This window comes from Aeromonas sp. QDB23, assembly GCF_027707745.1.
Taxonomy (GTDB): Bacteria; Pseudomonadota; Gammaproteobacteria; order Enterobacterales; family Aeromonadaceae; genus Aeromonas; species Aeromonas allosaccharophila.
Map to the genome: position 1 here is coordinate 60543 of NZ_JAPCJA010000013.1, position 21877 is coordinate 82419.

Annotated in this window: 20 protein-coding genes; 5 read left to right on the forward strand and 15 right to left on the reverse strand. The window is 61.9% G+C overall.

The annotated features are described in order from the left end of the window. Window positions 1-3 precede the first annotated feature (3 nt). The 4 genes from ilvD to ilvG form a co-directional block, all read right to left on the reverse strand. Entirely contained in the window at window positions 4-1845 is a 1842-nt protein-coding gene (ilvD, locus tag PG888_RS08230) for a dihydroxy-acid dehydratase (protein ID WP_270693223.1), read from the reverse strand. Window positions 1846-1990: 145 nt separating this feature from the next. Beyond that, complete coding sequence (locus PG888_RS08235) at window positions 1991-2935, reverse strand: branched-chain amino acid transaminase (protein ID WP_270693225.1); 945 nt, start codon at window positions 2933-2935, stop codon at window positions 1991-1993. 12 nt (window positions 2936-2947) lie between these two features. Beyond that, window positions 2948-3226, reverse strand: a complete 279-nt coding sequence (ilvM, locus tag PG888_RS08240; RefSeq protein ID WP_005339613.1) for an acetolactate synthase 2 small subunit — start codon at window positions 3224-3226, stop codon at window positions 2948-2950. Beyond that, complete coding sequence (gene ilvG / locus PG888_RS08245) at window positions 3223-4869, reverse strand: acetolactate synthase 2 catalytic subunit (protein WP_270693227.1); 1647 nt, start codon at window positions 4867-4869, stop codon at window positions 3223-3225. The genes ilvM and ilvG overlap by 4 nt, the downstream gene beginning before the upstream one ends. A gap of 384 nt (window positions 4870-5253) precedes the next feature. Here ilvG and PG888_RS08250 point away from each other — a divergent pair, with 384 nt between their 5' ends. The 3 genes from PG888_RS08250 (at window position 5254) to PG888_RS08260 (ending at window position 8776) form a co-directional block, all read left to right on the forward strand. Beyond that, a complete protein-coding gene (locus PG888_RS08250; protein WP_270693228.1) occupies window positions 5254-6768 on the forward strand; it encodes a YifB family Mg chelatase-like AAA ATPase in 1515 nt (504 codons plus the stop codon). Between the two features lie 127 nt (window positions 6769-6895). Next, window positions 6896-7795 (forward strand): acyltransferase, encoded by a 900-nt coding sequence (locus tag PG888_RS08255; protein WP_139409837.1) that lies wholly within the window; start codon window positions 6896-6898, stop codon window positions 7793-7795. A gap of 6 nt (window positions 7796-7801) precedes the next feature. Further along, window positions 7802-8776, forward strand: coding sequence for an acyltransferase (locus PG888_RS08260; protein WP_270693229.1), 975 nt, complete (start codon window positions 7802-7804; stop codon window positions 8774-8776). Here the strand turns inward: PG888_RS08260 and PG888_RS08265 are convergent. After that, window positions 8692-9207 carry a DUF523 domain-containing protein gene (locus PG888_RS08265; RefSeq protein WP_213392471.1) on the reverse strand — a complete coding sequence of 172 codons (516 nt, stop codon included), beginning with the start codon at window positions 9205-9207 and terminating at the stop codon, window positions 8692-8694. The genes PG888_RS08260 and PG888_RS08265 overlap by 85 nt on opposite strands. A 97-nt stretch (window positions 9208-9304) precedes the next feature. Further along, window positions 9305-9955, reverse strand: a complete 651-nt coding sequence (locus tag PG888_RS08270) for an NUDIX hydrolase (protein WP_042655886.1) — start codon at window positions 9953-9955, stop codon at window positions 9305-9307. A gap of 74 nt (window positions 9956-10029) precedes the next feature. Between PG888_RS08270 and PG888_RS08275 the strand changes: the two genes are divergently transcribed. Then, window positions 10030-10665, forward strand: a complete 636-nt coding sequence (locus PG888_RS08275; protein WP_270693230.1) for a nicotinamidase — start codon at window positions 10030-10032, stop codon at window positions 10663-10665. Window positions 10666-10866: 201 nt separating this feature from the next. Next, window positions 10867-12045, forward strand: coding sequence for a nicotinate phosphoribosyltransferase (gene pncB, locus PG888_RS08280; protein WP_111807238.1), 1179 nt, complete (start codon window positions 10867-10869; stop codon window positions 12043-12045). A gap of 69 nt (window positions 12046-12114) precedes the next feature. On the opposite strand, the gene PG888_RS08285 is transcribed toward pncB, so the two are convergent. The 9 genes from PG888_RS08285 to rph all read right to left on the reverse strand — a co-directional run bounded on the left by PG888_RS08285 (window position 12115) and on the right by rph (window position 21766). Further along, window positions 12115-12723, reverse strand: a complete 609-nt coding sequence (locus PG888_RS08285; protein ID WP_042655883.1) for a thiol:disulfide interchange protein DsbA/DsbL — start codon at window positions 12721-12723, stop codon at window positions 12115-12117. Window positions 12724-13043: 320 nt separating this feature from the next. Continuing rightward, window positions 13044-14033 (reverse strand): serine/threonine protein kinase, encoded by a 990-nt coding sequence (locus PG888_RS08290; protein ID WP_270693231.1) that lies wholly within the window; start codon window positions 14031-14033, stop codon window positions 13044-13046. 103 nt (window positions 14034-14136) lie between these two features. Continuing rightward, on the reverse strand, window positions 14137-15588 hold the full coding sequence (gene ccoG / locus PG888_RS08295; protein ID WP_042655882.1) for a cytochrome c oxidase accessory protein CcoG: 1452 nt from the start codon (window positions 15586-15588) through the stop codon (window positions 14137-14139). 155 nt (window positions 15589-15743) lie between these two features. Beyond that, window positions 15744-16007 (reverse strand): YihD family protein, encoded by a 264-nt coding sequence (locus tag PG888_RS08300; protein ID WP_042062469.1) that lies wholly within the window; start codon window positions 16005-16007, stop codon window positions 15744-15746. Between the two features lie 30 nt (window positions 16008-16037). Continuing rightward, a complete protein-coding gene (locus PG888_RS08305; RefSeq protein WP_270693232.1) occupies window positions 16038-17192 on the reverse strand; it encodes a GGDEF domain-containing protein in 1155 nt (384 codons plus the stop codon). 127 nt (window positions 17193-17319) lie between these two features. Continuing rightward, complete coding sequence (gene cueR / locus PG888_RS08310) at window positions 17320-17709, reverse strand: Cu(I)-responsive transcriptional regulator (protein ID WP_042062472.1); 390 nt, start codon at window positions 17707-17709, stop codon at window positions 17320-17322. Next, a complete protein-coding gene (locus PG888_RS08315; RefSeq protein WP_270693233.1) occupies window positions 17710-20139 on the reverse strand; it encodes a heavy metal translocating P-type ATPase in 2430 nt (809 codons plus the stop codon). A gap of 181 nt (window positions 20140-20320) precedes the next feature. Then, the gene (pyrE, locus tag PG888_RS08320) at window positions 20321-20974 is read right to left on the reverse strand and encodes an orotate phosphoribosyltransferase (RefSeq protein WP_203120137.1); all 654 of its coding nucleotides are present in this window, start codon (window positions 20972-20974) and stop codon (window positions 20321-20323) included. 75 nt (window positions 20975-21049) lie between these two features. After that, complete coding sequence (gene rph, locus PG888_RS08325) at window positions 21050-21766, reverse strand: ribonuclease PH (protein WP_042655878.1); 717 nt, start codon at window positions 21764-21766, stop codon at window positions 21050-21052. Window positions 21767-21877: the final 111 nt, after the last annotated feature.

Genomic DNA, 21877 nt, shown 5'->3' on the forward strand with positions numbered 1-21877 from the left:
GACTTACTCCCCCAGCATCGAGCGATCACGCACCGCGCCTTTGTCGGCGCTGGTGGCGAACATGGCGTAGGCGCGCAGGGCAAAGGAGACCTGACGCTGACGATCGAGCGGCTTCCAGCCACGAGCTTCCACGGCAACGCGGCGGGCAGCCAGCACGCTGTCGGCCACCTCCAGCACCATGCTGCGAGCCGGAATGTTGATGCTGATGATGTCGCAATCCTCCACCAGACCGATGGTGCCGCCGGAAGCCGCCTCCGGCGAGACATGGCCGATGGAGAGGCCCGAGGTGCCGCCGGAGAAGCGGCCATCGGTGATCAGGGCGCACGCCTTGCCGAGTCCCATGGATTTCAGATAGGTGGTGGGGTAGAGCATCTCCTGCATGCCGGGGCCCCCTTTCGGCCCTTCGTAGCGGATCACTACCACCTCGCCCGCTTTCACGGTGCCATCGAGGATGCCGCTCACCGCGCTCTCCTGACTCTCGAACACCCGGGCCGGGCCACGGAAGGTGAGGTTCTCCTCATCCACCCCGGCAGTCTTGACGATGGCGCCGTTGACCGCGAGGTTGCCTGAGAGCACGGCGAGGCCACCCTCCTGGCTGTAGGCGTTGTCCAGCGAGCGGATGCACCCTTCGGCTCTGTCCAGATCCAGCTCCGGCCAGCGGCAATCCTGACTGAACGCCTTGGTGGTGCGGATGCCGGCCGGGCCGGCGCGGTAGAAGTCCACCACCTCCTGACTGGGCTGACGGCTGACGTCATATTCATTGAGCTGTTCGACGAGGGAGCAACCCAGCACAGTACGGGTATCCCCGTGCACCAGACCCGCTTTTTCCAGCTGGCCCAGAATGGCGACCACGCCACCGGCGCGGTGCACATCTTCCATATGGTATTTCTGGGTGGAGGGCGCCACCTTGCAGAGCTGCGGCACTTTGCGCGACATGCGGTCGATATCGGCCATGGTGAAGTCGACACCGGCCTCCTGCGCCGCCGCCAACAGGTGCAGCACGGTATTGGTGGAGCCACCCATGGCGATATCGAGCGCCATGGCGTTCTCGAACGCTGCCTTGGTAGCGATATTGCGTGGCAGGGCTGTCTCGTCATCCTGCTCATACCAGCGCTTGGCCAGCGTCACGATGCGCTGGCCCGCCAGCTTGAACAATTGCTCACGATCGCTGTGGGTCGCCAGCATGGAACCGTTGCCCGGCTGGGAGAGGCCGAGCGCTTCGGTCAGACAGTTCATGGAGTTGGCGGTAAACATGCCGGAGCAGGAGCCGCAAGTGGGGCAGGCACTGCGCTCCACCTGTTCGCTCTGGGCATCGGAGACTTTGGGGTCGGCACCCTGGATCATGGCATCCACCAGATCCAGCTTGATGATCTGGTCGGAGAGCTTGGTCTTGCCCGCTTCCATCGGGCCGCCGGAGACGAAAATGACCGGGATGTTGATGCGCAGGGCGGCCATCAGCATCCCCGGGGTGATCTTGTCGCAGTTGGAGATACAGACCATGGCATCGGCGCAGTGGGCGTTGACCATATACTCCACCGAGTCGGCAATCAGTTCGCGGGACGGCAGGGAGTAGAGCATGCCACCGTGGCCCATGGCGATGCCGTCATCCACGGCGATGGTGTTGAACTCCTTGGCGACCCCGCCGGCGGCTTCGATCTCGCGCGCCACCAGCTGGCCCAGATCCTTGAGGTGGACGTGGCCCGGCACAAACTGGGTAAAGGAGTTGACCACGGCGATGATGGGTTTGCCGAAATCCTGATCGGTCATTCCGGTGGCACGCCACAGGGCGCGGGCCCCGGCCATGTTACGTCCGTGGGTGGTGGTGGCGGATCTCAACTTCGGCATTGTCTCTACTCCCTGAATGCCCATATGGGCTCGATGCGTTATGCGGTGATGATAAAAGTGGATCGGGAATCGACCCTGGTGAGTACTCCTCTGGGAAGGGCTCACCGGAAGCGACTCGGGGAGGCATGGCGCCTCCCCTCTGCAATCAGTCGTTAACTGGCGTCAACCAGCCCCACTTGTCCTCGGTCTGGCCGTTGAACAGGCCAAAGAAGGCGTTCTGCAGCTGTTCGGTCACCGGACCACGGCTGCCCGCGCCCACCTTCATCCGGTCAACGGAGCGCACCGGGGTCACCTCGGCGGCCGTGCCGGTCATGAAAATTTCGTCTGCGACATAGAGCGCCTCGCGGGGCAGCGCCTGCTCGCGCACCTCGTAACCGAGGTCGCGGGCCAGCGTCATGATGGTGTCACGGGTGATGCCGGGCAGGATGGCGGCAGTAGCGGGCGGGGTGAACAGCACGCCATTCTTCACCAGAAACAGGTTCTCCCCCGCCCCTTCGCTCAGGTAGCCGTTCACGTCCAGCGCCAGCCCCTCGGCAAAGCCGTTGCGCTTGGCCTCGCGGCTAATCAGCTGGGAAGAGAGGTAGTTACCACCCGCCTTGGCACCGGTGGGAATGCTGTTGGGTGCGAGCCGGTTCCAGGAGGTGACGCAGACATCCACCCCGTTTTTCAGACCCTCTTCCCCCAGATAGGCGCCCCATGGCAGGGCTGCGACAATGAGATCGGCCTTGGCATCCAGCGGCGGATGCAGCCCCAGCCCCACGTTGCCGACAAAGGCCAGCGGGCGCAAATAGCCGCTCTTCAGGCCGTTCTCGCGCACCACGGTGCGGCAGGCTTCGTTCACTTCGGCCTCGCTGTAGGGGACGTCCATCCAGTAGATCTTGGCGGAGTCGAACAGGCGGCGGGTGTGCTCCTGCAGACGGAAGATGCAGGTGCCCTTGGGAGTATCGTAGGCGCGCACACCCTCGAACACCGAGGAGCCGTAGTGCAGGGCGTGACTCATGACGTGCACCTGGGCATCCTGCCAGGGTACCAGTGTGTCGTTAAACCAGATGTACTTGGGTTGAGAGGCGGATTGGGAAGGCTGTGACATTGGCTTTGCTCCTTAAGCTCTGATCCGGGGTTGCTGTTCCAGTGCATCGACCCGGGAAACGTCCACCAGCTTTACCAGCTGGCTCCACAACTGCTGGATGGGACGCACCGACTCGACAGTAACCGTGATCCGCAGCTGTTGGCAATCCTGCTCCATATTAAGGGCGCAGAGAGCGAAGCCGCGGTGACGCACCACCCGCAACACCCGCTCCATCACTTCGGGTCTGGGCTGGGCGTGGATATGCAGGGTGTGTTGTGCAAATGCTGGCTGGGCAAGGGTGTGCGGGTTCATGGGCGTTGCTCCATCATCTGGTGGTTGGCGACTCCCGGCGGAACCAGGGGCCAGACGTTTTCTTCCTCTGAAATGGCCACATGCAGCAGGTAGGCACTCTCGCTTGCCAGCAGGCGATCGAGGGCTCCGGCTATCTGCTCCTTGCATGTGATGGTCTCGCCAGGAATGCCGAAAGCGGCAGCCAGGGCGACGAAATCGGGGTTATCGGAGAGGATGGTCTCGCTGTAGCGGCCGTCGAAAAACAGCTCCTGCCACTGGCGCACCATGCCGAGGCGCTGGTTGTCCAGCAGCACCATCTTCACCTTGAGCTGGGCCCGGCGGATGGTGCCAAGCTCCTGCACGTTCATCATGAAAGAGCCGTCACCGCTTACCAGCACCACTTCATCCTCCGGGCGCGACATCTTGGCCCCGATGGCGGCCGGCAGACCGAAGCCCATGGTGCCGAGACCGGCGCTGGAGAGGTGGTTGCGCGGACTGGTGAAGCGCATGTGCTGGGCCACCCACATCTGGTGCTGACCCACGTCGCAGGCCACCACGCTGCTCTCCGGCAACTTGGCAGAGAGCTGCTTGAGCAGGGCTGGAGCGTAGATGGCCTGACCCGGGTGGTCGTAGCGAAACGCATACTCGCAGGCCATGGCGGCACAGTGTTCACGCCAGGGGTCGATCGCAAGGGACATGGCGAGGCGCGGCAGCACCTGTTTGAGATCCGTGGTGATACCCACATCGGCGGCGCGGCGCTTGCCGAACTCGGCGGCATCTACATCGAGATGGATCACCTTGGCTTCGGGGGCGAACTCCTCCAGCTTGCCGGTCACCCGATCATCGAAACGGGCACCCACCACCAGCAGCAGATCGCACTGCTGCACCGCATAGTTGGCCGCCTTGGTGCCGTGCATGCCGAGCATGCCGAGATAAACGGGGCTGTCGGGGTCGAGCGCACCAATCCCCTTGAGGGTGGTGACCGCAGGCATGCCGGTAACGGCGGCAAGGTCGCGCAGCTGCTGCTCGGCGTTGGCCATGCCCACCCCGCCGCCGACGTAGAGCACCGGACGCTCGGCAGATGCCAACAGGGTACGGGCTGCGGCCAGCTCCGAGGGGTTGAGCGCTTCCGGCTCTTCCACCGCAAACAGCGGGCTCTGGGTAGGCACGGCGGCCAACTGCACATCCTTAGGAAAATCGATCAGCACCGGGCCCGGGCGTCCTTCGGTGGCGATGGCGAAGGCCTCTGCCAGCACGCGTCCCAGATCAGCGGCATCGGTCACCATGAAAGAGTGCTTGGTGCAGGAGAGGGACATGCCGAGCACGTCGACCTCCTGAAACGCATCGGTGCCGATGGAGGAACAGGGCACCTGACCGCTGATGGCCACCAGCGGCACCGAGTCGAGCAGCGCCTCCGCCAGACCGGTCACCAGATTGGTGGCGCCGGGGCCGGAGGTGGCGATACAGACCCCCACCTGACCGGAGGCACGGGCATAACCGACCGCCGCCATGGCGGCGCCCTGCTCGTGGCGGCAGAGCTGATGGGCCAGACCACCGTCATACAGGGCATCGTAGACCGGCATGATGGCCCCGCCCGGGTAACCAAACACCTGGGTCACACCCTGTTTCTTGAGAGTCTGTACCAAAAACTGCGCGCCGTTCATGTGGAAAATCCTGTCCTTTGGTCGAAAAAAAACCCCCGAGCTGTGAGGCTCGGGGGTCGCTTGTTTCGTTCTGTCCGGTGGTGGGTCTATCCCTTGTTCCGTGCAGCTAAACGAGCCCCGAGCGGTGAGATAATAATCACCACTAGGACCACAATAATGCTGACGAAACGGGAGGCCATGTTCATAGTTACAACCGGAAATCCTGTGAAATTGGGGCGATTTGCACCGCGAATGGCTATTAGAACTAGCACGGTGATTTTTATTGGGCAAGCCTTTTTTCTGTGACAACCCACTGATTTTGGCTATTCCCCAGCCGGAACTCTGGAATAAAAAACCAACAACAAGCAGTTAGTCAGAACATATATCAACTCAAGGACGGGATTTATGTCATTAGCTGTGGTTTATAGCCGTGCCAGCCTCGGGATCGCGGCTCCGCAAGTTACGGTGGAAGTCCACCTCTCCAACGGCCTGCCCGCCTTCAACATGGTCGGCCTGCCGGAAACCTCGGTGAAAGAGTCGCGGGATCGGGTGCGCAGCGCCCTGCTCAACGGCAATTTCGAGTTCCCGAGCAAACACATCACCGTCAATCTGGCCCCCGCCGATCTGCCCAAGGAGGGCGGCCGTTTCGATCTGGCGATCGCCATCGGCATTCTCGCCGCTTCCAAGCAGATACCGGCAAAATACCTGCTCAATCACGAATTTTTAGGGGAGTTGGCTCTGACTGGCGAGATCCGTCCCGTGCTCGGCGTGCTGCCCGCCGTACTGGCCTGCCGCGATGCAGGACGCACCCTGCTGGTGCCGCGAGAGAACGGCCCCGAGGCCTCCCTCATTCAGGATGCCGAGGTGCGCACCGCCCACCAGTTGCTGGCCGTCACCGCCTGGCTGGCGGGTCAATACGAGCTGCCACTGCCGGAGCCCCAAACCACTGATACCCTGCCCGATGTGCCGGATCTGCAGGATGTGATCGGCCAGTCCCAGGCCAAGCGGGCATTGGAGATCGCCGCCGCCGGCAGCCACAACCTGCTGTTCATCGGCCCGCCTGGCACCGGCAAGAGCATGCTGGCCAGCCGCCTGCCCGGCATTCTGCCGCCGCTCAGCGAGCAGGAGGCGCAGCAGACCGCCGCCATCCACTCCATCGGTGGCCTCACCCCTCGCGCCGGTCACTGGCACCACAGGCCCTATCGCACGCCGCACCACAGTGCCTCGGCGGTAGCGCTGGTGGGAGGTGGCAGCCACCCGCGGCCCGGCGAAATATCGTTGGCCCATAACGGCGTATTGTTTCTCGATGAGCTGCCCGAATTTGAGCGCAAGGTGCTCGACTCCCTGCGTGAGCCGCTGGAGACGGGCCACATCACCATTAGCCGGGCCGCCCGTCAGGTGGATTTTCCCGCCCGCTTCCAGCTGATCGGCGCCATGAACCCCAGCCCTTGCGGCCATTATGGCGACGGCCAGACCCGTTCCAGCCCGGATCAGATCCTGCGCTACCTCGGCAAACTTTCCGGTCCCTTTCTCGACCGCTTCGACCTGACGGTGGAGGTGCCGCTGCTGCCCAAGGGGAGCCTGACCGGCAAGGCGGAACGAGGGGAGTCGAGCCAGCAGATCCGCGATCGGGTGCTGGCGGCGCGGGAGCGGATGCTCAGCCGTAACGGCAAACTTAACAACCTACTGGATAGCCGCGAAATAGAGGATATTTGCCGATTATCAGCGCAAGATGCCGAATTTTTGGAGAATGCCATCCAGAAGCTGGGGCTCAGCATCCGGGCCTGGCACCGCATTTTGCGGGTGTCGCGCACCATCGCCGATCTGGCGGGGCAACCGACCATCGGCAAGGAGCATCTCATCGAGGCGCTCGGTTATCGCGCCATGGATCGGCTGCTGTCGCGGCTGCGCAGCAGCTGATAGAGGGGAAAGGGTGAGTCCGGCCCTGTGACGGCTCTTAATGGTCTCACGGGCCAGCGGCTGATATTATGGCCACAGATCTGACCACTTGATGGCCCTTTATCGACAGCAAGACGGACCCGAACTCATGCCCAACAAGCTGACAGAGCGACTGCGCGGCAGCCTCTCCACCCTGCTCTATTTTTTCAACACCCTCTTCTGGTTTATCCCCATCTTCTTGCTGGGTCTGCTCAAGCTGCCGTTACCGCTCAAAGGGTGGCGAACCCTCTGCAATGCCCTGCTGGATGGCTGTGCCAGCTGCTGGATCGGTTTCAACAATCTGATCCAGAAAACCATCATCAAAACCCCTTTCGAGGTGGTCGGAGTGGACAAAGGGCGCCGGAATGAGTGGTATATGGTGATTGCCAACCATCAATCCTGGGTCGACATACTGGTATTGCAGCGGGTTTTTAACCAAAAAATCCCCTTCCTGAAGTTTTTTCTCAAGAAAGAGCTGATTTGGGTGCCTTTTCTCGGTCTGGCCTGGTGGGCGCTCGATTTCCCCTTCATGCGGCGATATTCCAGAAAATTTCTGGAAAAACATCCCCATCTGAAGGGAAAAGACATTGAAACGACCCGTAAGGCCTGCGCAAGGTTCCGCCACATTCCGGTGAGTGTGATGAACTTCGTCGAAGGCACCCGCTTCACCGGAAGCAAGCATCAGAAGCAGGGCTCGCCCTATCGTCATCTGCTGCTCCCGAAAGCGGGGGGCATCGCCTTTACTCTGGCCGCCATGGGTGACCAGTTGCATCAACTGGTGGATGTCACCATCGCCTATCCAGACGGTATTCCCAGTTACTGGGATTTCATGTGCGGCCGGGTCGGGCAAATCAAGGTTCAGGTCCGCTATTTGCCGATCGACCGCAAGCTGGTGGGGGATTACTTCAATGACCCCGACTTCCAACAAGAGTTTCAACAGTGGTTGAACGGGATCTGGCACGAGAAGGACCAGACCCTGAGCCAACTGCTGGCAACCAAGGCGCAGTAAACATCCATGCTATCCCTGCTTCCCGGCCCGCTGGTGCTGATCATCAGCGCGGGCCTGACCATCCTGTTCACCGCCTTGTGCGCCAGCCTGATCCTGCTGGTGTCGCTGGCCAAACTGCTGCTGCCTGTGCCGGCTTTTGGCCGTGCCTGCAGCCGCCTCAACAACCGCTTCATGCGTCTGTGGCTGGTCTGCAATGCACTGGTTATCCGTCTCACGATGCGCATCGACTGGCAGATCGAAGATAAGACCCGACTGCGCAAGGATGGTTGGTATCTCATCATCAGCAACCATATGAGCTGGACCGATATCGTGGTGCTGGGTCATCTGTTCCGGGATCGACTGCCGGTGCCCAAGTTCTTTATGAAACACGAGCTCATCTACATCCCGCTGCTGGGGCTCGCCTGCTGGGGGCTCGATATGCCCTTTATGCGCCGCTATTCGAGAGAGTTTCTTTTAAGAAATCCGCACCTGCGCGGCAAGGATATCGAAACCACCCGCAATGCCTGCGAGAAGTTTCGCCACATCCCTACCACCGTCATCAACTTCGTGGAAGGGACCCGCTTCACCGAGCAAAAACGGGATGCAGCCCGCTCCCGCTACCGCCATCTGATGCCGCCCAAGGCGGCGGGGCTGGCCTTTACGCTGGCGGCCATGGGGGAGCAGTTTGACAGCCTGATCAACGTCACCATCCGCTATCCGGACAACGCCGAGACCCCGTTCAAGGACTTCCTGATGGGGCGGGTAAAACGCATTCAGGTGCGGATCGAGGAGCTGCCGGTGGATGAGGCGCTGGTGGGTGACTACTTCAATGACAAGCAGTTCAAGCGCGGTTTTCAGGAGTGGCTAAACCAGCGCTGGCAGGAGAAAGACGAGGTGCTGGAGGGGTGGCAGAGCGGTCAGACGCCGCTGCCGGTTGCTGCCGAAGAGATATCCAGCAAAGAGGCATCCAAAGAGAGCGCAGAGGCCAGCTCGGCCAGCTGATCTTCGGAAAAGACCGCAATCCCGTGGCGGCGCAGCAGGGCGGAGGTCTTGCCCTCGCCCGCCACTGAGACACCCTCGAAGCGGCCGTTATAGATACGGCCACTGCCACATGAGGGGCTCCCCTCTTTCAACAGCGCGAAGCGAATGCCCTGCGCCTGACAGATCGCCAGCGCCAGCTCGGCGCCGCGATCAAACTCTTCAGTCACATCGAGCCCGCTCGCCGTCACCACCCGCTCGCCCTGTCGTTCTGCAGGAGGGCGCGGGGTCGGCAAGCCGCCCGCCACTTCGGGGCAGAAGGCCAGCGCCCGCCCTTCGGCTCCGAGCTCACTCAGCCAATCGCTGACAATCCCCTTACTCTGGCCGTCGTAACGCACCGGCTGGCCCAGCAAGCACGCGCTGACCAGCACCTTGTGCACGCTGGTCTTACTCATGCTTTGCTCCCCCACAGGCTAAAACCCGGGCCATCGTAGCGCAACGAACATGGACCCAACAGGCAGGCGCTGACCAGCACACGAACGGGGTTGGTACTCACGCTTCCGCTCCGTGCATCACCTGATCGAACATCACGCAGCAGGGGCTCTCCAGCCGGTAGAGGATGGCGGGGCGCTGTTTACCGGTACGCTTGCGGCCGGTATCCACCAGAATGTCGGCGCGATGGATCCGCTTGCGAAACGCCGCCGTATTCATGGGGGTTTGCAGGATGATTTCGAAGGCGCGCTGCACCTCGGAGAGGGTGAACTCGGGCCCAAGCAGATGCAACGGCAGGGTGCTGTAGCGACTCTTGATGCGCAGCCGCTCCAGCCCCTTGGCGATAAGCTGGACATGGTCAAAGGCGAGGCTCAGCCCCGGTAGATTGGAGAGCGGATGCCAGCAGCCGTGGGTCACTTCCACTTCCGGATCGACCAGGCAGAGATAGACCAGAGTGGTGGACCAGCCGCGGGGATCCCGTTCCAGATTGCCGAGGGTGCAGACCTGCTCGCTGTAGCAGTGGCCGAGCCCCCACTCCGCCAGCAGGCGGCGCTGGGCAGCGTCCAGATCCCGATCCAGTGCCTCGTCGATACGCAAACCGGGTAGCTGCCAACAGTGGGCAAAGGGGGGGCGATCGCGGGTTTCGAGCAGCAGCTCGAGCCGCTCGTCATGCAACCGCAGCACCACCATATCCAGACTCATTCTCAGCATGCCGATCGCCCTGCTCGCCTTCCATTAATGTTTGGTAGATAATATCACACGAATAGTATGTGCAGGAGCCAATCATGGGAACCGTCGCCAGCCTGGATATTGATGCGCAGAAGGGCTTTACCCCCCTCTGCCCGAACGAACTGCCCGTCGCGGGCGGTGATGATATTGTGGCTGCGCTCAACGCTCAGGCCACCCTTGCCACGCTGCGGATCGGCAGCAAGGACGCTCACCCCGCCAATGCCGACTGGGCCGTCTCTGACCCCGCCGGCATGCTGTTGCCGCTGGATCTGCCCAATGCCGACCTCACCTGGCCGGTACACTGCGTGCCGGGCAGCAAGGGCTTCGAGCTGCTCGACGGCCTGCCCGCCCCCATCGACTATGACTTCTTCGTCTGGAAGGGGGTCGAGCCGGATCTGCACCCTTACGGCGCCTGTTATCACGATCTGGCCGAACGGCGCAGCACCGGACTCATCGAATTCCTGCAAGCCCGCAAGGTCGACACCGTACTGGTCGGCGGCCTCGCCACCGACTACTGTGTCAAAACCAGCGTGCTGCAACTGCGCCGCGCCGGTTTCCGGGTGATCGTCCATCTCGATGCCTGCCGCGGCATCGCCCCTGCGACGGTTGCCAGCGCCCACACCCAGATGATCGAGGCTGGCGCCGAACTGGCCCAGACCCTGATCGATGTACAACGCCTGCTGGACGCCTGATATGCCCCCAATCCTCACCAGCCTGTCCGATAGCGGCGCCTGCAATCTACATATGCGACAGGGGAGTGCCATCGCGCTCGCCAGCCTGCAGGGAGCCTGATATGCCACCCATACTCACCAGCCTGCTCGACACCGATGCCTGCACGTTACATATGCGGCAGGGGAGTACCATCGTGCTCACCAGTCTGCGAGGAGCCTGATATGCCCCCAATCCTCACCAGCCTGCTCGACACCGATGCCTACAAGCTACATATGCAGCAGGCGGTGTTCCATCGCTATCCGGATGCCGAGGTGGTGGCCGAGTTTCACAGCCGCAATGAAGAGGATCTGCTGCCCATGATGGGGCAGATCGAGGAGCAGCTGCGCCTCGCCGGATCCCTGCGACTGACCAAGCCCGAGCTCGATTTTCTGGCCGAGCGCCCCTTCTTCACCCCTGACTACCTTGACCACCTGCGCCGCAAGCCGCTCGATGCCTCTCTGCTCAAGGTGTTCGAGCAGGATGGCCGCATCAATGTGCGGGTCGAGGGCCCCTGGCAGGATGTGATCCTGTGGGAGATCCCGGTGCTCGCCATCATCAGCGAGATGCGCAACCGCTTCCGCTACCCCCAGTTCGGCGTCAGCCATGCGCTGGAACGGCTCGATCAGAAGATCGACAAGCTGGAGCAGGAGCTGAGCCCGGAGGAGATGAGCGAGTTCAACCTCATCGACTTCGGCACCCGCCGTCGCTTCTCCCACGCGGTGCAGGATGCGGTAGTGGGTCGTCTCAAGGAGCGGCTGCCAGCGTTTCGCGGCACCAGCAACTACATGCTGGCCCAGAAGTACAAGCTGCCCGCGGTCGGCACCCAGGCCCACGAGTGGTTCCAGGCGCACCAGCAGCTCGGCTTCCCGCTGGAGCACAGCCAGCGCGCCGCCCTCACCAGCTGGCTGGACGAGTTCACCGACCATCTCGGCATCGCCCTGACCGACTGCATCACCATGGATGCCTTCCTGCGGGACTTCGACTTCGAGCTGGCCAGCAGCTATCAGGGCTTGCGCCACGACTCCGGCGATCCCGTGGTGTGGGGCGAGAAGGCGATCAGCCACTATCAGCGCCTCGGCATCGACCCCACCGACAAGACCCTGGTCTTCTCCGACGGGCTCAACCTCGACAAGGCGGTACAGCTGTTCCGCCACTTCCGTGGCCGGATCAACACCAGCTTCGGTATCGGCACCAAGCTCACCTGCGATCTGCCCGGTGTCAGCCCGATGAACATCGTCTTCAAGCTGATGGAGTGCAATGGCGGCCCGGTCGCCAAGATCTCCGACAGCCCGGGCAAGACCCTGTGTCGGGATGCGGAGTTTATCCGCAACCTCAAGCAGGCGTTCCACGTCGGGGTCTGATCTTCGAGATCGCCAGAAAACAAAAAGCCCGCCGGTTCGCACCGGCGGGCTTTTATCGACTCAAGGGTATCAGTCTTTCTTGGCCAGCAGGAACTGCACCAGCTGGTTGAACTGCTCTTGAGAGGTGATGGATTCAATCTTCACCATGTACTTGCCGTTCACCAGGAAGGCCGGCACACCGCGAATGTTGTAGCTCTCGGTGTTGCGATCGAACTGGGAGACCATGCCGGAGACGGCGAAGCTGTCGACGGCACCGTCGAACTCTTCAGCCGGTACGCCATTGTCCACGAAGATCTGTTTCACCTCGTCACGGCTCATCGGCGGCTGACGCTGGGTGTGGATCTTGGTGAAGATGGCCGGGGTCAGCTTGGCTTCGGCGTTGAGCAGGCTGGCAACGGCATAGGCACGCTGCATCTCGGGGCCCATTTCGCGGCCGAGGAAGGCAACCGGGTTCTTCTTCAGGGTGACGCCTTTCGGCAGACCGGCTTGCAGTTGCTCAACGATCGGTTCGAAGGTGGCGCAGTGCGGGCAGTAGTAGGAGAAGAACTCCATCACTTCCGGCTGGGCACTGCCAGTCTGTTTGACCACATCGTAGTTGACGCCTTCCTTGAACTCGGGGGCGGCGTGAACCATGGGGATCATCAGCATGGCAGCAAGGAAAAATAGAACTTTTTTCATGATGTTTCCTGTTAAGGGATCACTGTGAGGCACGCCCGGCGAACCGAAGCAGTGCCAAGCCTATTGTTTCGCCATGCTGACGTCAATGGTCAGGGCCGGAGATCGAGCCCCGCTTGCCACGCAAGATCCCTTCTATTTCACCAGTTTGGCATCAGGCTCAACGGTGGCGCCTTCAGCGCTTTCAGCTGATCGTGCCGCAGTAGGGCGATCTGCTGGCCACCGGATAAGTTAGCACCCCGGCATCAGGCCCAGCGGCGGCGCCTTCAGTGCTTCCAGCTGATCGTGCCGCTGGTGGGGCGATCTGCTGGCCACCGGATAAGTTACCACCCTGGCATCAGGGTCAGCGGCGGTGCCTTCAATGCTTCCAGCTGATCGTGCAGGGTCGCTATCTGCTGACGCCAGTAGTGATCGGTATTGAACCAGGGGAAGTGACGGGGGAAGGCGGGATCTTCCCAGCGCCGCGCCAGCCAGGCCATGTAGTGGACGATGCGCATCGCCCGCAGCGGCTCGATCAGCGCCAGCTCCCGCGAGTCGAATTCCATAAACTCCTCGTAGCCCGCCAGCAGGGTGTCGAGCTGGATCTGCTGCTCGTGGCGCTCGCCGCTCAGCATCATCCAGAGATCCTGAATCGCAGGGCCGGTGCGGCAATCATCGAGGTCGACAAACATGGGGCCGTCGCGCCACAGGATGTTGCCCGGGTGGCAGTCGCCATGCAGGGAGATCTGCGCCACATCCAGGGTCATGGCGTCGCTGACATGTTTGATCAGCTCGTCGAGCACCCCGAAGAATTGCTTCGCCAGCCCGCTTGGCAGCCACTCGCCAGACGCCAGCAGCTGACGCGGTTCGTGCAGCATGCTCTCCACATCGAGCCGTACCCGATGGTGAAACGGCTTGCTGGCGCCGATCTGATGAATGCGACCGAGGAAACGCCCCACCCACTCCAGCTGATCGAGATTATCCACCTCGAACTGGCGGCCACCGACGCTCTGCCAGATGGCAAAGGGGTAACCCTCGTGCTCCAGCAGGGTCTCGCCCGCGAAGGCGAGCGGTGCAGCGACCGGGATCTCCGCCTCGGCGAGACGGGTGGCAAACTCGTGCTCCTCGAGGATCTGGGCCCGGCTCCAGCGGCCGGGACGATAGAACTTCACCACATAGCGGCGACGCTCCTCATCCTGAAACTGATAGACCCGGTTTTCGTAGCTGTTGAGCTCGATCAGGCCGGAGTCGAGCCGCAGGCCGCTGAGATCGAGCGCATCCATGATGAGGTCGGGATTGAGGTCGGAATAGTTGAAACGCATGTCATCCACCATAAGAAAGGGGCGCCGTTGCGCCCCATTCTATCACTACTGCCCGGCATTGCCGTGCTCGCTGGTGACCTGACGTGTGTCACGTCCGGCCCGCCGCCGCAAGCGGTTACAACCGGCTGATAAACTTGCTGCCCTGACGCAGGTTGCCCTTGCTGTCATCGGGCGCCGCCCCCTCCCGCTTCAGCACGAACTGGATATCCAGCGTCGGCCGTTTCAGGTTATAGGGGTCGACCGCCAGACTGACCGGCAAGGTATAGATCTCGCCTGCCTTCAGGGTCACTTCACGGGGACCAAACCACTGATACTCTGGCAAGCCCTCCACATCCAGCTGGTAGGTCTGGGGCTGCAGGGTCTTGTTGAGGATCTTGAGGGTATAGGTGTTCTCGATAAGCCCCTCGCTGTTTTCACGGAACAGCTGGTTGCGGTCCCGCAGGATATCGAGCCCCATCGGCATGATGGACATGGCGTTGTAGACAAATACCCCCAGCATCACCGCCATCACCAGCCCGTAGCCAATCAGCTTGGGCCGCGCCACATGGGTGGAGTCGTTAGCCAGCTTGTGCTCGGTGGTGTAGCTGATGAGCCCTTTCGGATACCCCATCCGCTCCATGGTCTGGTCGCAGGCATCGACGCAGGCGCCGCAGTTGATGCACTCGTACTGCAGGCCATCGCGGATATCGATGCCGGTCGGACAGACCTGCACGCAGAGATCGCAGTCGATACAGTCACCCAGCCCCAGCGCCTTGGGGTCCGCCTTGCGGGAACGGGCACCACGGGTTTCGCCGCGCTTGGTGTCATAACCGACGATGAAGGTGTCCTTGTCGAACATGGCGGACTGGAAGCGGGCATAGGGGCACATGTGGATACACATAATGGCGCGCATCCAGCCTGCGTTGCCGTAGGTGATGATGGTAAAGAAGCTCACCCAGAACAGCACCCAGCCTCCCGCCTGCAGGGTGAAGAAGTCCGGCACCAGCTCAGTCACATCCTGGAAGTAGGCGACGAAGGTCAGACCGGTCACCAGCGAGATCGCCAGCCAGGCCAGATGCTTGGCTCCCTTGCGGGCCAGCTTCTCGCCGCTCCAGGGTGCCTCGTCCAGCTTGCGCCGCTTGTTGGCGGGCCCTTCCAGCTTCTCTTCAAACCAGATGAACATGAAGGTCCAGACCGTCTGCGGGCAGAGATAGCCGCACCAGACCCGGCCGAGGAAGGTGGTCACAAAGAAGAGGGCGAAGGCGGCAATCATGAAGAGCCAGGCGAGCAGGGTCAGATCCTGCGGCCAGATGGTGGCGCCAAAGATATGGAACTGCTGATGACCGAGGTCGAACAGCACCGCCTGTCGCCCCTCGTAACGCAGCCAGGGCAGCAGCACGAAGAGGGCGACGAAGAACCAGCCCATCCCCTTGCGCACCCGCTGCCAATACCCTTTCTGGGCCCGCACATAGATGCGGTTGCCCGGGTTGAATCTGTCGTCACTGGCTTTGAACGTATGGGGGTTGAAGGTCCCGGTTACGTCCTTGTCGGTGACGTCCTTGATATCGATTTTATCGTGGTCGGCCATTGCAAGACATCGCTCCCTTATTTGTTATGGAGCGGATTATATCTTAAACAGCATGCTAATTGTGTGGATTAGATGTATCTAATATTGGCGTTTGATCGCAATTTTCGGCAACAAAAAAGCGCATCACCCCAAGGTGATGCGCTTCCGCTAAAGATTCACTTGATTCCGCGGGCCTTGAGCAGTGCCTCTTTGAAATCGGGCACATGATCCTTGGCCAGACCGGGGATCATCGCCTGCTTGTCGGATTCCCGCATTTTGAGGTGATAGATCAGCATGTCGTCGGTCAACTCGGACAGAGAACCTTCAAATCCCGCTTCGTTGGCCAGTTTGGCAACAAACTGCACCAGGCTGAGATCCTGTTCCTTGATCCAGGCAGGCTGCAACAACTCCAGCAGCTCTTCGATACGATGACATTGCATAGACAACCTCTTTAATCTGTCACGTTAAACTCAGGCAACCTTACCCATCAAGGCTACTTCGATTCGATCCCGCCCATTATGCTTGGCCTGATAGAGTGCCGCATCCGCTTTCTGGATCAAATCGGCGATTTTCATGCTGTTATCCGGTATCAGTGTCGCAACACCAAAACTACATGTGACCCGACCGGAGACCAGTGACTTCTGGTGCGGGATGGCCAGCTCCTTGAGCGCCTGCCGCACATTGTCCGCCACCTGCAACGCTCCCTGCATGCCGGTGCAGGGCAACAGCAGGGCGAACTCCTCGCCCCCGTAACGGGCCGCCAGATCGTCCTCGCGCCGCTCCACCTCGGCCAGCAACCCAGCCACCTGTTGCAAACAGTCATCCCCCAGCTGATGGCCGTAGAGATCGTTGAACTGCTTGAAGTAATCCACATCCACCAGCACCAGCGACAACGGTGCGCGGGCGCGGTGACAGCGACGCCAGGCCCGTTCCAGAGAGTCGTCGAGGTGGGCGCGGTTGGCGATGCCGGTCAGGCCGTCGAGGCGGGAGGTGAGGCGCAGATGCTCGGAGACCGCCTTCAGCTCGGCCACCAGTTCGGCGTTGGAGAAACGGTGGTGGAGCGAGGCGATCTGATCCCGCCGCATCCGGCGCAGCAGGGTTGGCAGAAAGACAAACAGATAGCCCGCCAGCATGCAGGATACGATCCGCTCCTGTTCGTTGCCATTGCCCAGCTCGAACAGCATCGCCATGCCCAGCGGCAGGGCGGAACCATAGAGCGTGCGGCGGCTGCCAAACAGCATGATGGCACTGCCGGTGAGAATGAGGCTGGAGAGCATCATCATGGCGGCCCGGTAGGTATCGGGCAGCTTGTCCATGTAGAGCAGCACACCCAGCGCCCAGATGATGGAGGTGATGGTCACGCCGATGAAAAGTTCGCGCTCCAGCACCGGCAGCGGTGTCTGGTGCAGGCGGGATCGGCGCCAGCGCAGGTGCCAGCCCCGGCCAAGCAGCCACAGGAAAGTCCCTGCCAGCCAGCCAAGCGCTTCGGTGGCGGGCAGATAGTCGTGAAACAGCAGACTCCAGCCAAATGCCAACACGCCCAAACAGGGGAGACTGAACGATGCGTGCGTATAGAGCTGGGCCATGATGGCCTGCTTAACCTGGCGTGTCACACTCTGGGTCAACTGAGTACTCCTGTACAAGAGCCGAGCAGTCTACCACTCCCCCCTGACCAGCAACAATAAAGCACCGTTTATTAAGAAGTTAGTCAATCATCTGGGGTTTACCCTGCGCTGGACGGTGAGCCCTTGCTCACCCCTTCTCCAGCTCGTCGAGGATCGGGCACTCGGGATTCTCATCCCCGTGGCAGCAGCAGACCAGCCCTTCCAGCGAGCTGAGCATGGCCTGCAGCCCGGCGATGCGCGTGCGCAGATCGACGATCTTCTCCTGCGCCAGCTTCTTCACCTGGGCGCTGGTTCTGTGCTCGTTGCGATAGAGCGCCAGCAGCTCCTGACACTCCTCCAGATTGAAGCCGGTCTCCCGCGCCCGCTTGACGAAACGCAGCTCGCGCAGCGCCCCCTCGGTGTAGCTGCGGTAGCCGTTGTCACTGCGTACCGGGGCGGTGATGAGGCCGATGCTCTCGTAGTAACGGATGGTCTTGGCGGTCAGCCCCGTGGCCTTGGCAACCTTGCTGATGTTCATTTATGCCTCCTTACTGATCGGGTTGGATGCTGGCCCGTGCGCCGCTCTGGGCTGCCAGCGTTTCAATAACAGGGAATTGCTCAAGACGGTGATGCTGCTCAGGGCCATGGCCGCCCCCGCCAGCTCGGGGCTGAGGTAGCCCAGCGCCGCCAGCGGAATGCCGATGATATTGAATACAAAGGCCCAGAACAGATTTTGCTGAATGGTGCGCCAGGTGGCCGCCGAAATGTCGATGGCATCGGCCACCAACCGCGGATCAGATCGCATCAGAGTAATGGCGGCGGTCTCCATCGCCACGTCGGAGCCGGAGCCCATGGCGATGCCGACATCCGCCGCCGCCAGTGCCGGGGCGTCGTTCACCCCGTCCCCCACCATGGCCACCAGCCCGCGGGTTTGCGCCCGCAGCGCCTCCACTTTTTCCACCTTGCCAGCTGGCAGCACGGAGTCGAATGCTCCGTCCAGCCCCAGCTTGGCGGCGATATGGGCCACCGGCGCTGGCGCATCGCCGCTCACCAGCCAGCTGGCGATGCCGCGCTGGCGCAGGGTGGCGATGGCTGCCGCACTCTCGGGGCGCAGGGTATCGGCCAACGCCGCGATGCCGGCGACCGTGCCATCGATGGCCACCCAAACCCGGGTCGCCCCATCGGCAGCTTGTTCATTCTGTTGCGGCTGATCAATGCCGAGCTGAGCCAGCAGAGATGAATTGCCGATGGCGACCGAGTGACCCGCCACCTGACCGACTATGCCGGCACCGACCCGCACCTCGACCGCCTCCGGCTGAGGCAATGTCGCACCGTTGCCGACCGCCTCGCGCATCGCCAGCGCCAGCGGGTGTTCGCTCGCCTGTTGCAGGGCGGCGGCGAGGCGCAGCTGCTCGGCTGTACCGCTCCAGCTCGCCAGCACCGGCTTGCCCTGAGTGAGGGTGCCGGTCTTGTCGAAGATCAGCGCCTTGATGGCGTGGGCCTTTTGCAGGGTATCGACATCCTTGATCAGGATGCCGTGGCGCGCCGCCACCCCGGTGCCGGTGACAATGGCCGCCGGTGTCGCCAGCCCCAGCGCGCAGGGACAAGCGATCACCAGCACCGCCACCGCCGCCAGCAGCGCCTGCGCGAAGTCATTGCTGATGGCGTACCACACCAGCAGAGTAAACAGGGCGATGGCCATCACCACCGGCACAAACACGGCGGAGACCTTGTCCACCAGTTGCTGCAGCGGGGCCTTGCCCATCTGGGCGCTCTCCACCAGTGCGATGATCTTGCTGAGGCTGGAGTCCTCCCCCACGGTAGTGGCTTCGATCTCCAGCACGCCAGAGCGGTTGATGGCACCGCCCAACACCTTGTCGCCCTCGCTGCGCGGCACCGGCAGGCTCTCGCCGGTGAGGATCGACTCATCCAGCTCGCTGGCGCCACTCACTATCTTGCCATCTACCGGCACCCGCTCACCCACCAGCACCCGCAGCCGATCACCGCGCAGCACCTCGTCGATGGCGACGCTCTGCCAACTCTCGCCGCGCCAGACGGAGGCGGTTTCCGGCCGCAGCGCCATCAGTTCGCGAATGGCGGACTGGGTGCTGCGTCTGGCCCGTGCCTCCAGCAACTTCCCGAGGGAAATCAGGGTAATGATGATGGCACTCGCCTCGAAATAGAGCTGGCCGCTGGCAGCCATGCCCAGAGTCAGCAACAGATAGAGGCTGTAGAAGTAGGCGGCGCTGGTGCCGGTCGCCACCAGCACATCCATGTTGGCCGCGCGGTTCTTGAAGGCGAGCCAGGCGCCACGATAGAAGCGGGCTCCAATCCAGAACTGCACCGGGGTGGCGAGCAGCAGCTCCAGCCAGGCGGGCAGATGCCAGGGGAACAGTCCGGCCATGGCCAGCATCCCCACCAGCAGCGGCATAGTGAGCAAAGCCGAGACGATGACCCGGGTCTGCGCCTGACGGGCAGTGGCGGCCTCCTGCGCTTCCCGCTCCAGCAACTGCTGGCGGCGGCCGCTGGCGGAACCCTGCGCCAGTTTGGCGCCAAAGCCGAGCGCCTCGATCTGCTCGCGCAGAGCGGCGGGGCTCTGTGCCCCCGGCACCAGCACGATACGGGCCTGTTCGATGGAGAAGTTGACCTCGGCGGAGATGACGCCAGGCAGCGCCGCCAGCATCTTGTTCAGCCGAGCCGAACAACCTGCGCAACTCATGCCGGTAATTTGAAACAAAAAGGTCTCGCTGCCGTAGTCGTAACCCTGACTCTTGATAGTGTCGAGCACCACAGGCAGGCGATCGGGGCTGGCCAGCTCGATGGCCGCCTGCTCCAGCGCGAAGTTGACGGTGGCCGATACCCCGTCGAGTTTGTTGAGGCTGGCCGCGATGCGGCTGGCACAGTTGGCGCAGCTCATGCCACTGAGTGGCAATTGCAGATGAATGGGGTGTTGCTGTTGGGTCGTCATGCTGCTCCTCCCGGGAACCCGTCGGCACCACATAACGCCGACTGGCAAACCCTAACCTTTACTGTAAGGGCAAGCTCAAGCCACATGATCCACTTTTTGCAAATGAAAAAAAACGGCGCCCGTTTGCTGCCAGAGAGCAAACGGGCGCCACATTCAGCTATTGCGCGGCGTGAGAGGCAACTCAGATGCCGTACTGGGCGCGATAAGCCTTCATGGCCGTCAGTTGGGCTGCCAGCTCCGGCTGCTCGGCCTGCTTCTCTTCCAGATAGGCAATCAGGTCACTCATCTGGATGATGGCGATAATGTGGGCGCCATAGTCACGCTCCACTTCCTGAATGGCAGAGAGCTCGCCCTTGCCCTTCTCCTGACGGTCCAGCGCGATCAGCACGCCCGCCAGCGAGGCGCCGTTGGCCTGGATCAGATCCATGGATTCACGGATGGCGGTGCCAGCGGTGATAACGTCGTCCACCAGCATGATGCGCCCCTTGAGCGGGCTGCCCACCAGATTGCCGCCCTCGCCGTGATCCTTGGCCTCCTTGCGGTTGAAGCACCAGGGCACATCCACGTCGTGCTGCTCCACCAGCTGCACTGCAGTGGCAGAGGCGATGGGGATCCCCTTGTAGGCCGGGCCAAACAGCACATCGAACTCGATGCCGGCATCCATCAGGGCGGCGGCATAGAAGCGGCCGAGGCGGGCCAGATCGCGGCCGCTGTTGAACAGACCGGCGTTGAAGAAGTAGGGGCTTTTACGACCGGATTTCAGGGTAAATTCACCGAATTTGAGGACCTGTTTTTCCAGGGCGAACTCGATAAATTGACGCTGGTAGGCTTTCATTCTGGCTCCTTGCTTGGCTTGTCGTTGTCTTGTGTGGGGGTATAAAAAAACGCGGCCAATGCCGCGTTTGTAAAATCAGGAGAGTGACTGCTTCTGCAGCGCAATAATCTCTTCAATGCCGCCCTTGGCGAGCCCCAGCATCGCCAGCAGCTCCTCATGGGTGAAGGGCTCGGCCTCCGCGGTGCCCTGCACCTCGATGATGCGGCCATCTTCGGTCATCACCACGTTCATGTCGGTCTCGGCGGCGGAATCCTCGATGTACTCCAGATCGCAGATGGCTTCGCCCTGATACATGCCGACGGAGACGGCGGCGATCATCTGCTTGAGCGGGCTCTGCTTGATCATGCCCTTCTCGACCATCCAGTTCAGCGCATCCACCAGCGCCACACAGGCACCGGTGATGGAGGCGGTGCGAGTGCCGCCATCGGCTTGCAGCACATCACAGTCAACGGTGATGGAGTGCTCGCCCAGCGCAGTCAGGTCTACCGCCGCGCGCAGGGAGCGGGCGATCAGACGGGAGATCTCCAGGGTACGACCACTCTGCTTGCCGGAGGCCGCTTCGCGGTTCATGCGGGAGTGGGTGGAGCGCGGCAGCATGCCGTACTCGGCAGTGACCCAACCCTGCCCCTTCCCTTTCAGGAAGCGCGGAACGCTGGTGTCGACGCTGGCGGTGCAGAGCACGCGAGTGTTACCGAACTCCACCAGCACTGAGCCTTCTGCATGTTTGGTGAAATTGCGGGTAATGGTAACCGGGCGAAGTTGCGCGGCACTGCGATCGCTGGGACGTGACATGGAACGGACCTCTGGGCTGGCTCAAATTGGCGGGGGATTATAAGTGATCCCGCCCCAAATATCAGCCGCTAAAACCACGGCATCGGCTGACGAGCAGGGCCGGGCTGAGTA

Coding starts and splice junctions, on each gene's coding strand:
- PG888_RS08235 (WP_270693225.1), bottom strand. CDS start 2,935: ATGTCACAGCCTTCCCAATCCGCCTCTCAACCCAAGTACATCTGGTTT.
- PG888_RS08260 (WP_270693229.1), top strand. CDS start 7,802: ATGCTATCCCTGCTTCCCGGCCCGCTGGTGCTGATCATCAGCGCGGGC.
- PG888_RS08265 (WP_213392471.1), bottom strand. CDS start 9,207: ATGAGTAAGACCAGCGTGCACAAGGTGCTGGTCAGCGCGTGCTTGCTG.
- ilvM (WP_005339613.1), bottom strand. CDS start 3,226: ATGAACCCGCACACCCTTGCCCAGCCAGCATTTGCACAACACACCCTG.
- pncB (WP_111807238.1), top strand. CDS start 10,867: ATGCCCCCAATCCTCACCAGCCTGCTCGACACCGATGCCTACAAGCTA.
- ilvG (WP_270693227.1), bottom strand. CDS start 4,869: ATGAACGGCGCGCAGTTTTTGGTACAGACTCTCAAGAAACAGGGTGTG.
- PG888_RS08300 (WP_042062469.1), bottom strand. CDS start 16,007: ATGCAATGTCATCGTATCGAAGAGCTGCTGGAGTTGTTGCAGCCTGCC.
- PG888_RS08275 (WP_270693230.1), top strand. CDS start 10,030: ATGGGAACCGTCGCCAGCCTGGATATTGATGCGCAGAAGGGCTTTACC.
- rph (WP_042655878.1), bottom strand. CDS start 21,766: ATGTCACGTCCCAGCGATCGCAGTGCCGCGCAACTTCGCCCGGTTACC.
- ccoG (WP_042655882.1), bottom strand. CDS start 15,588: ATGGCCGACCACGATAAAATCGATATCAAGGACGTCACCGACAAGGAC.
- PG888_RS08290 (WP_270693231.1), bottom strand. CDS start 14,033: ATGGTGGATGACATGCGTTTCAACTATTCCGACCTCAATCCCGACCTC.
- PG888_RS08250 (WP_270693228.1), top strand. CDS start 5,254: ATGTCATTAGCTGTGGTTTATAGCCGTGCCAGCCTCGGGATCGCGGCT.
- cueR (WP_042062472.1), bottom strand. CDS start 17,709: ATGAACATCAGCAAGGTTGCCAAGGCCACGGGGCTGACCGCCAAGACC.
- PG888_RS08270 (WP_042655886.1), bottom strand. CDS start 9,955: ATGCTGAGAATGAGTCTGGATATGGTGGTGCTGCGGTTGCATGACGAG.
- ilvD (WP_270693223.1), bottom strand. CDS start 1,845: ATGCCGAAGTTGAGATCCGCCACCACCACCCACGGACGTAACATGGCC.
- PG888_RS08255 (WP_139409837.1), top strand. CDS start 6,896: ATGCCCAACAAGCTGACAGAGCGACTGCGCGGCAGCCTCTCCACCCTG.
- PG888_RS08315 (WP_270693233.1), bottom strand. CDS start 20,139: ATGACGACCCAACAGCAACACCCCATTCATCTGCAATTGCCACTCAGT.
- pyrE (WP_203120137.1), bottom strand. CDS start 20,974: ATGAAAGCCTACCAGCGTCAATTTATCGAGTTCGCCCTGGAAAAACAG.
- PG888_RS08285 (WP_042655883.1), bottom strand. CDS start 12,723: ATGAAAAAAGTTCTATTTTTCCTTGCTGCCATGCTGATGATCCCCATG.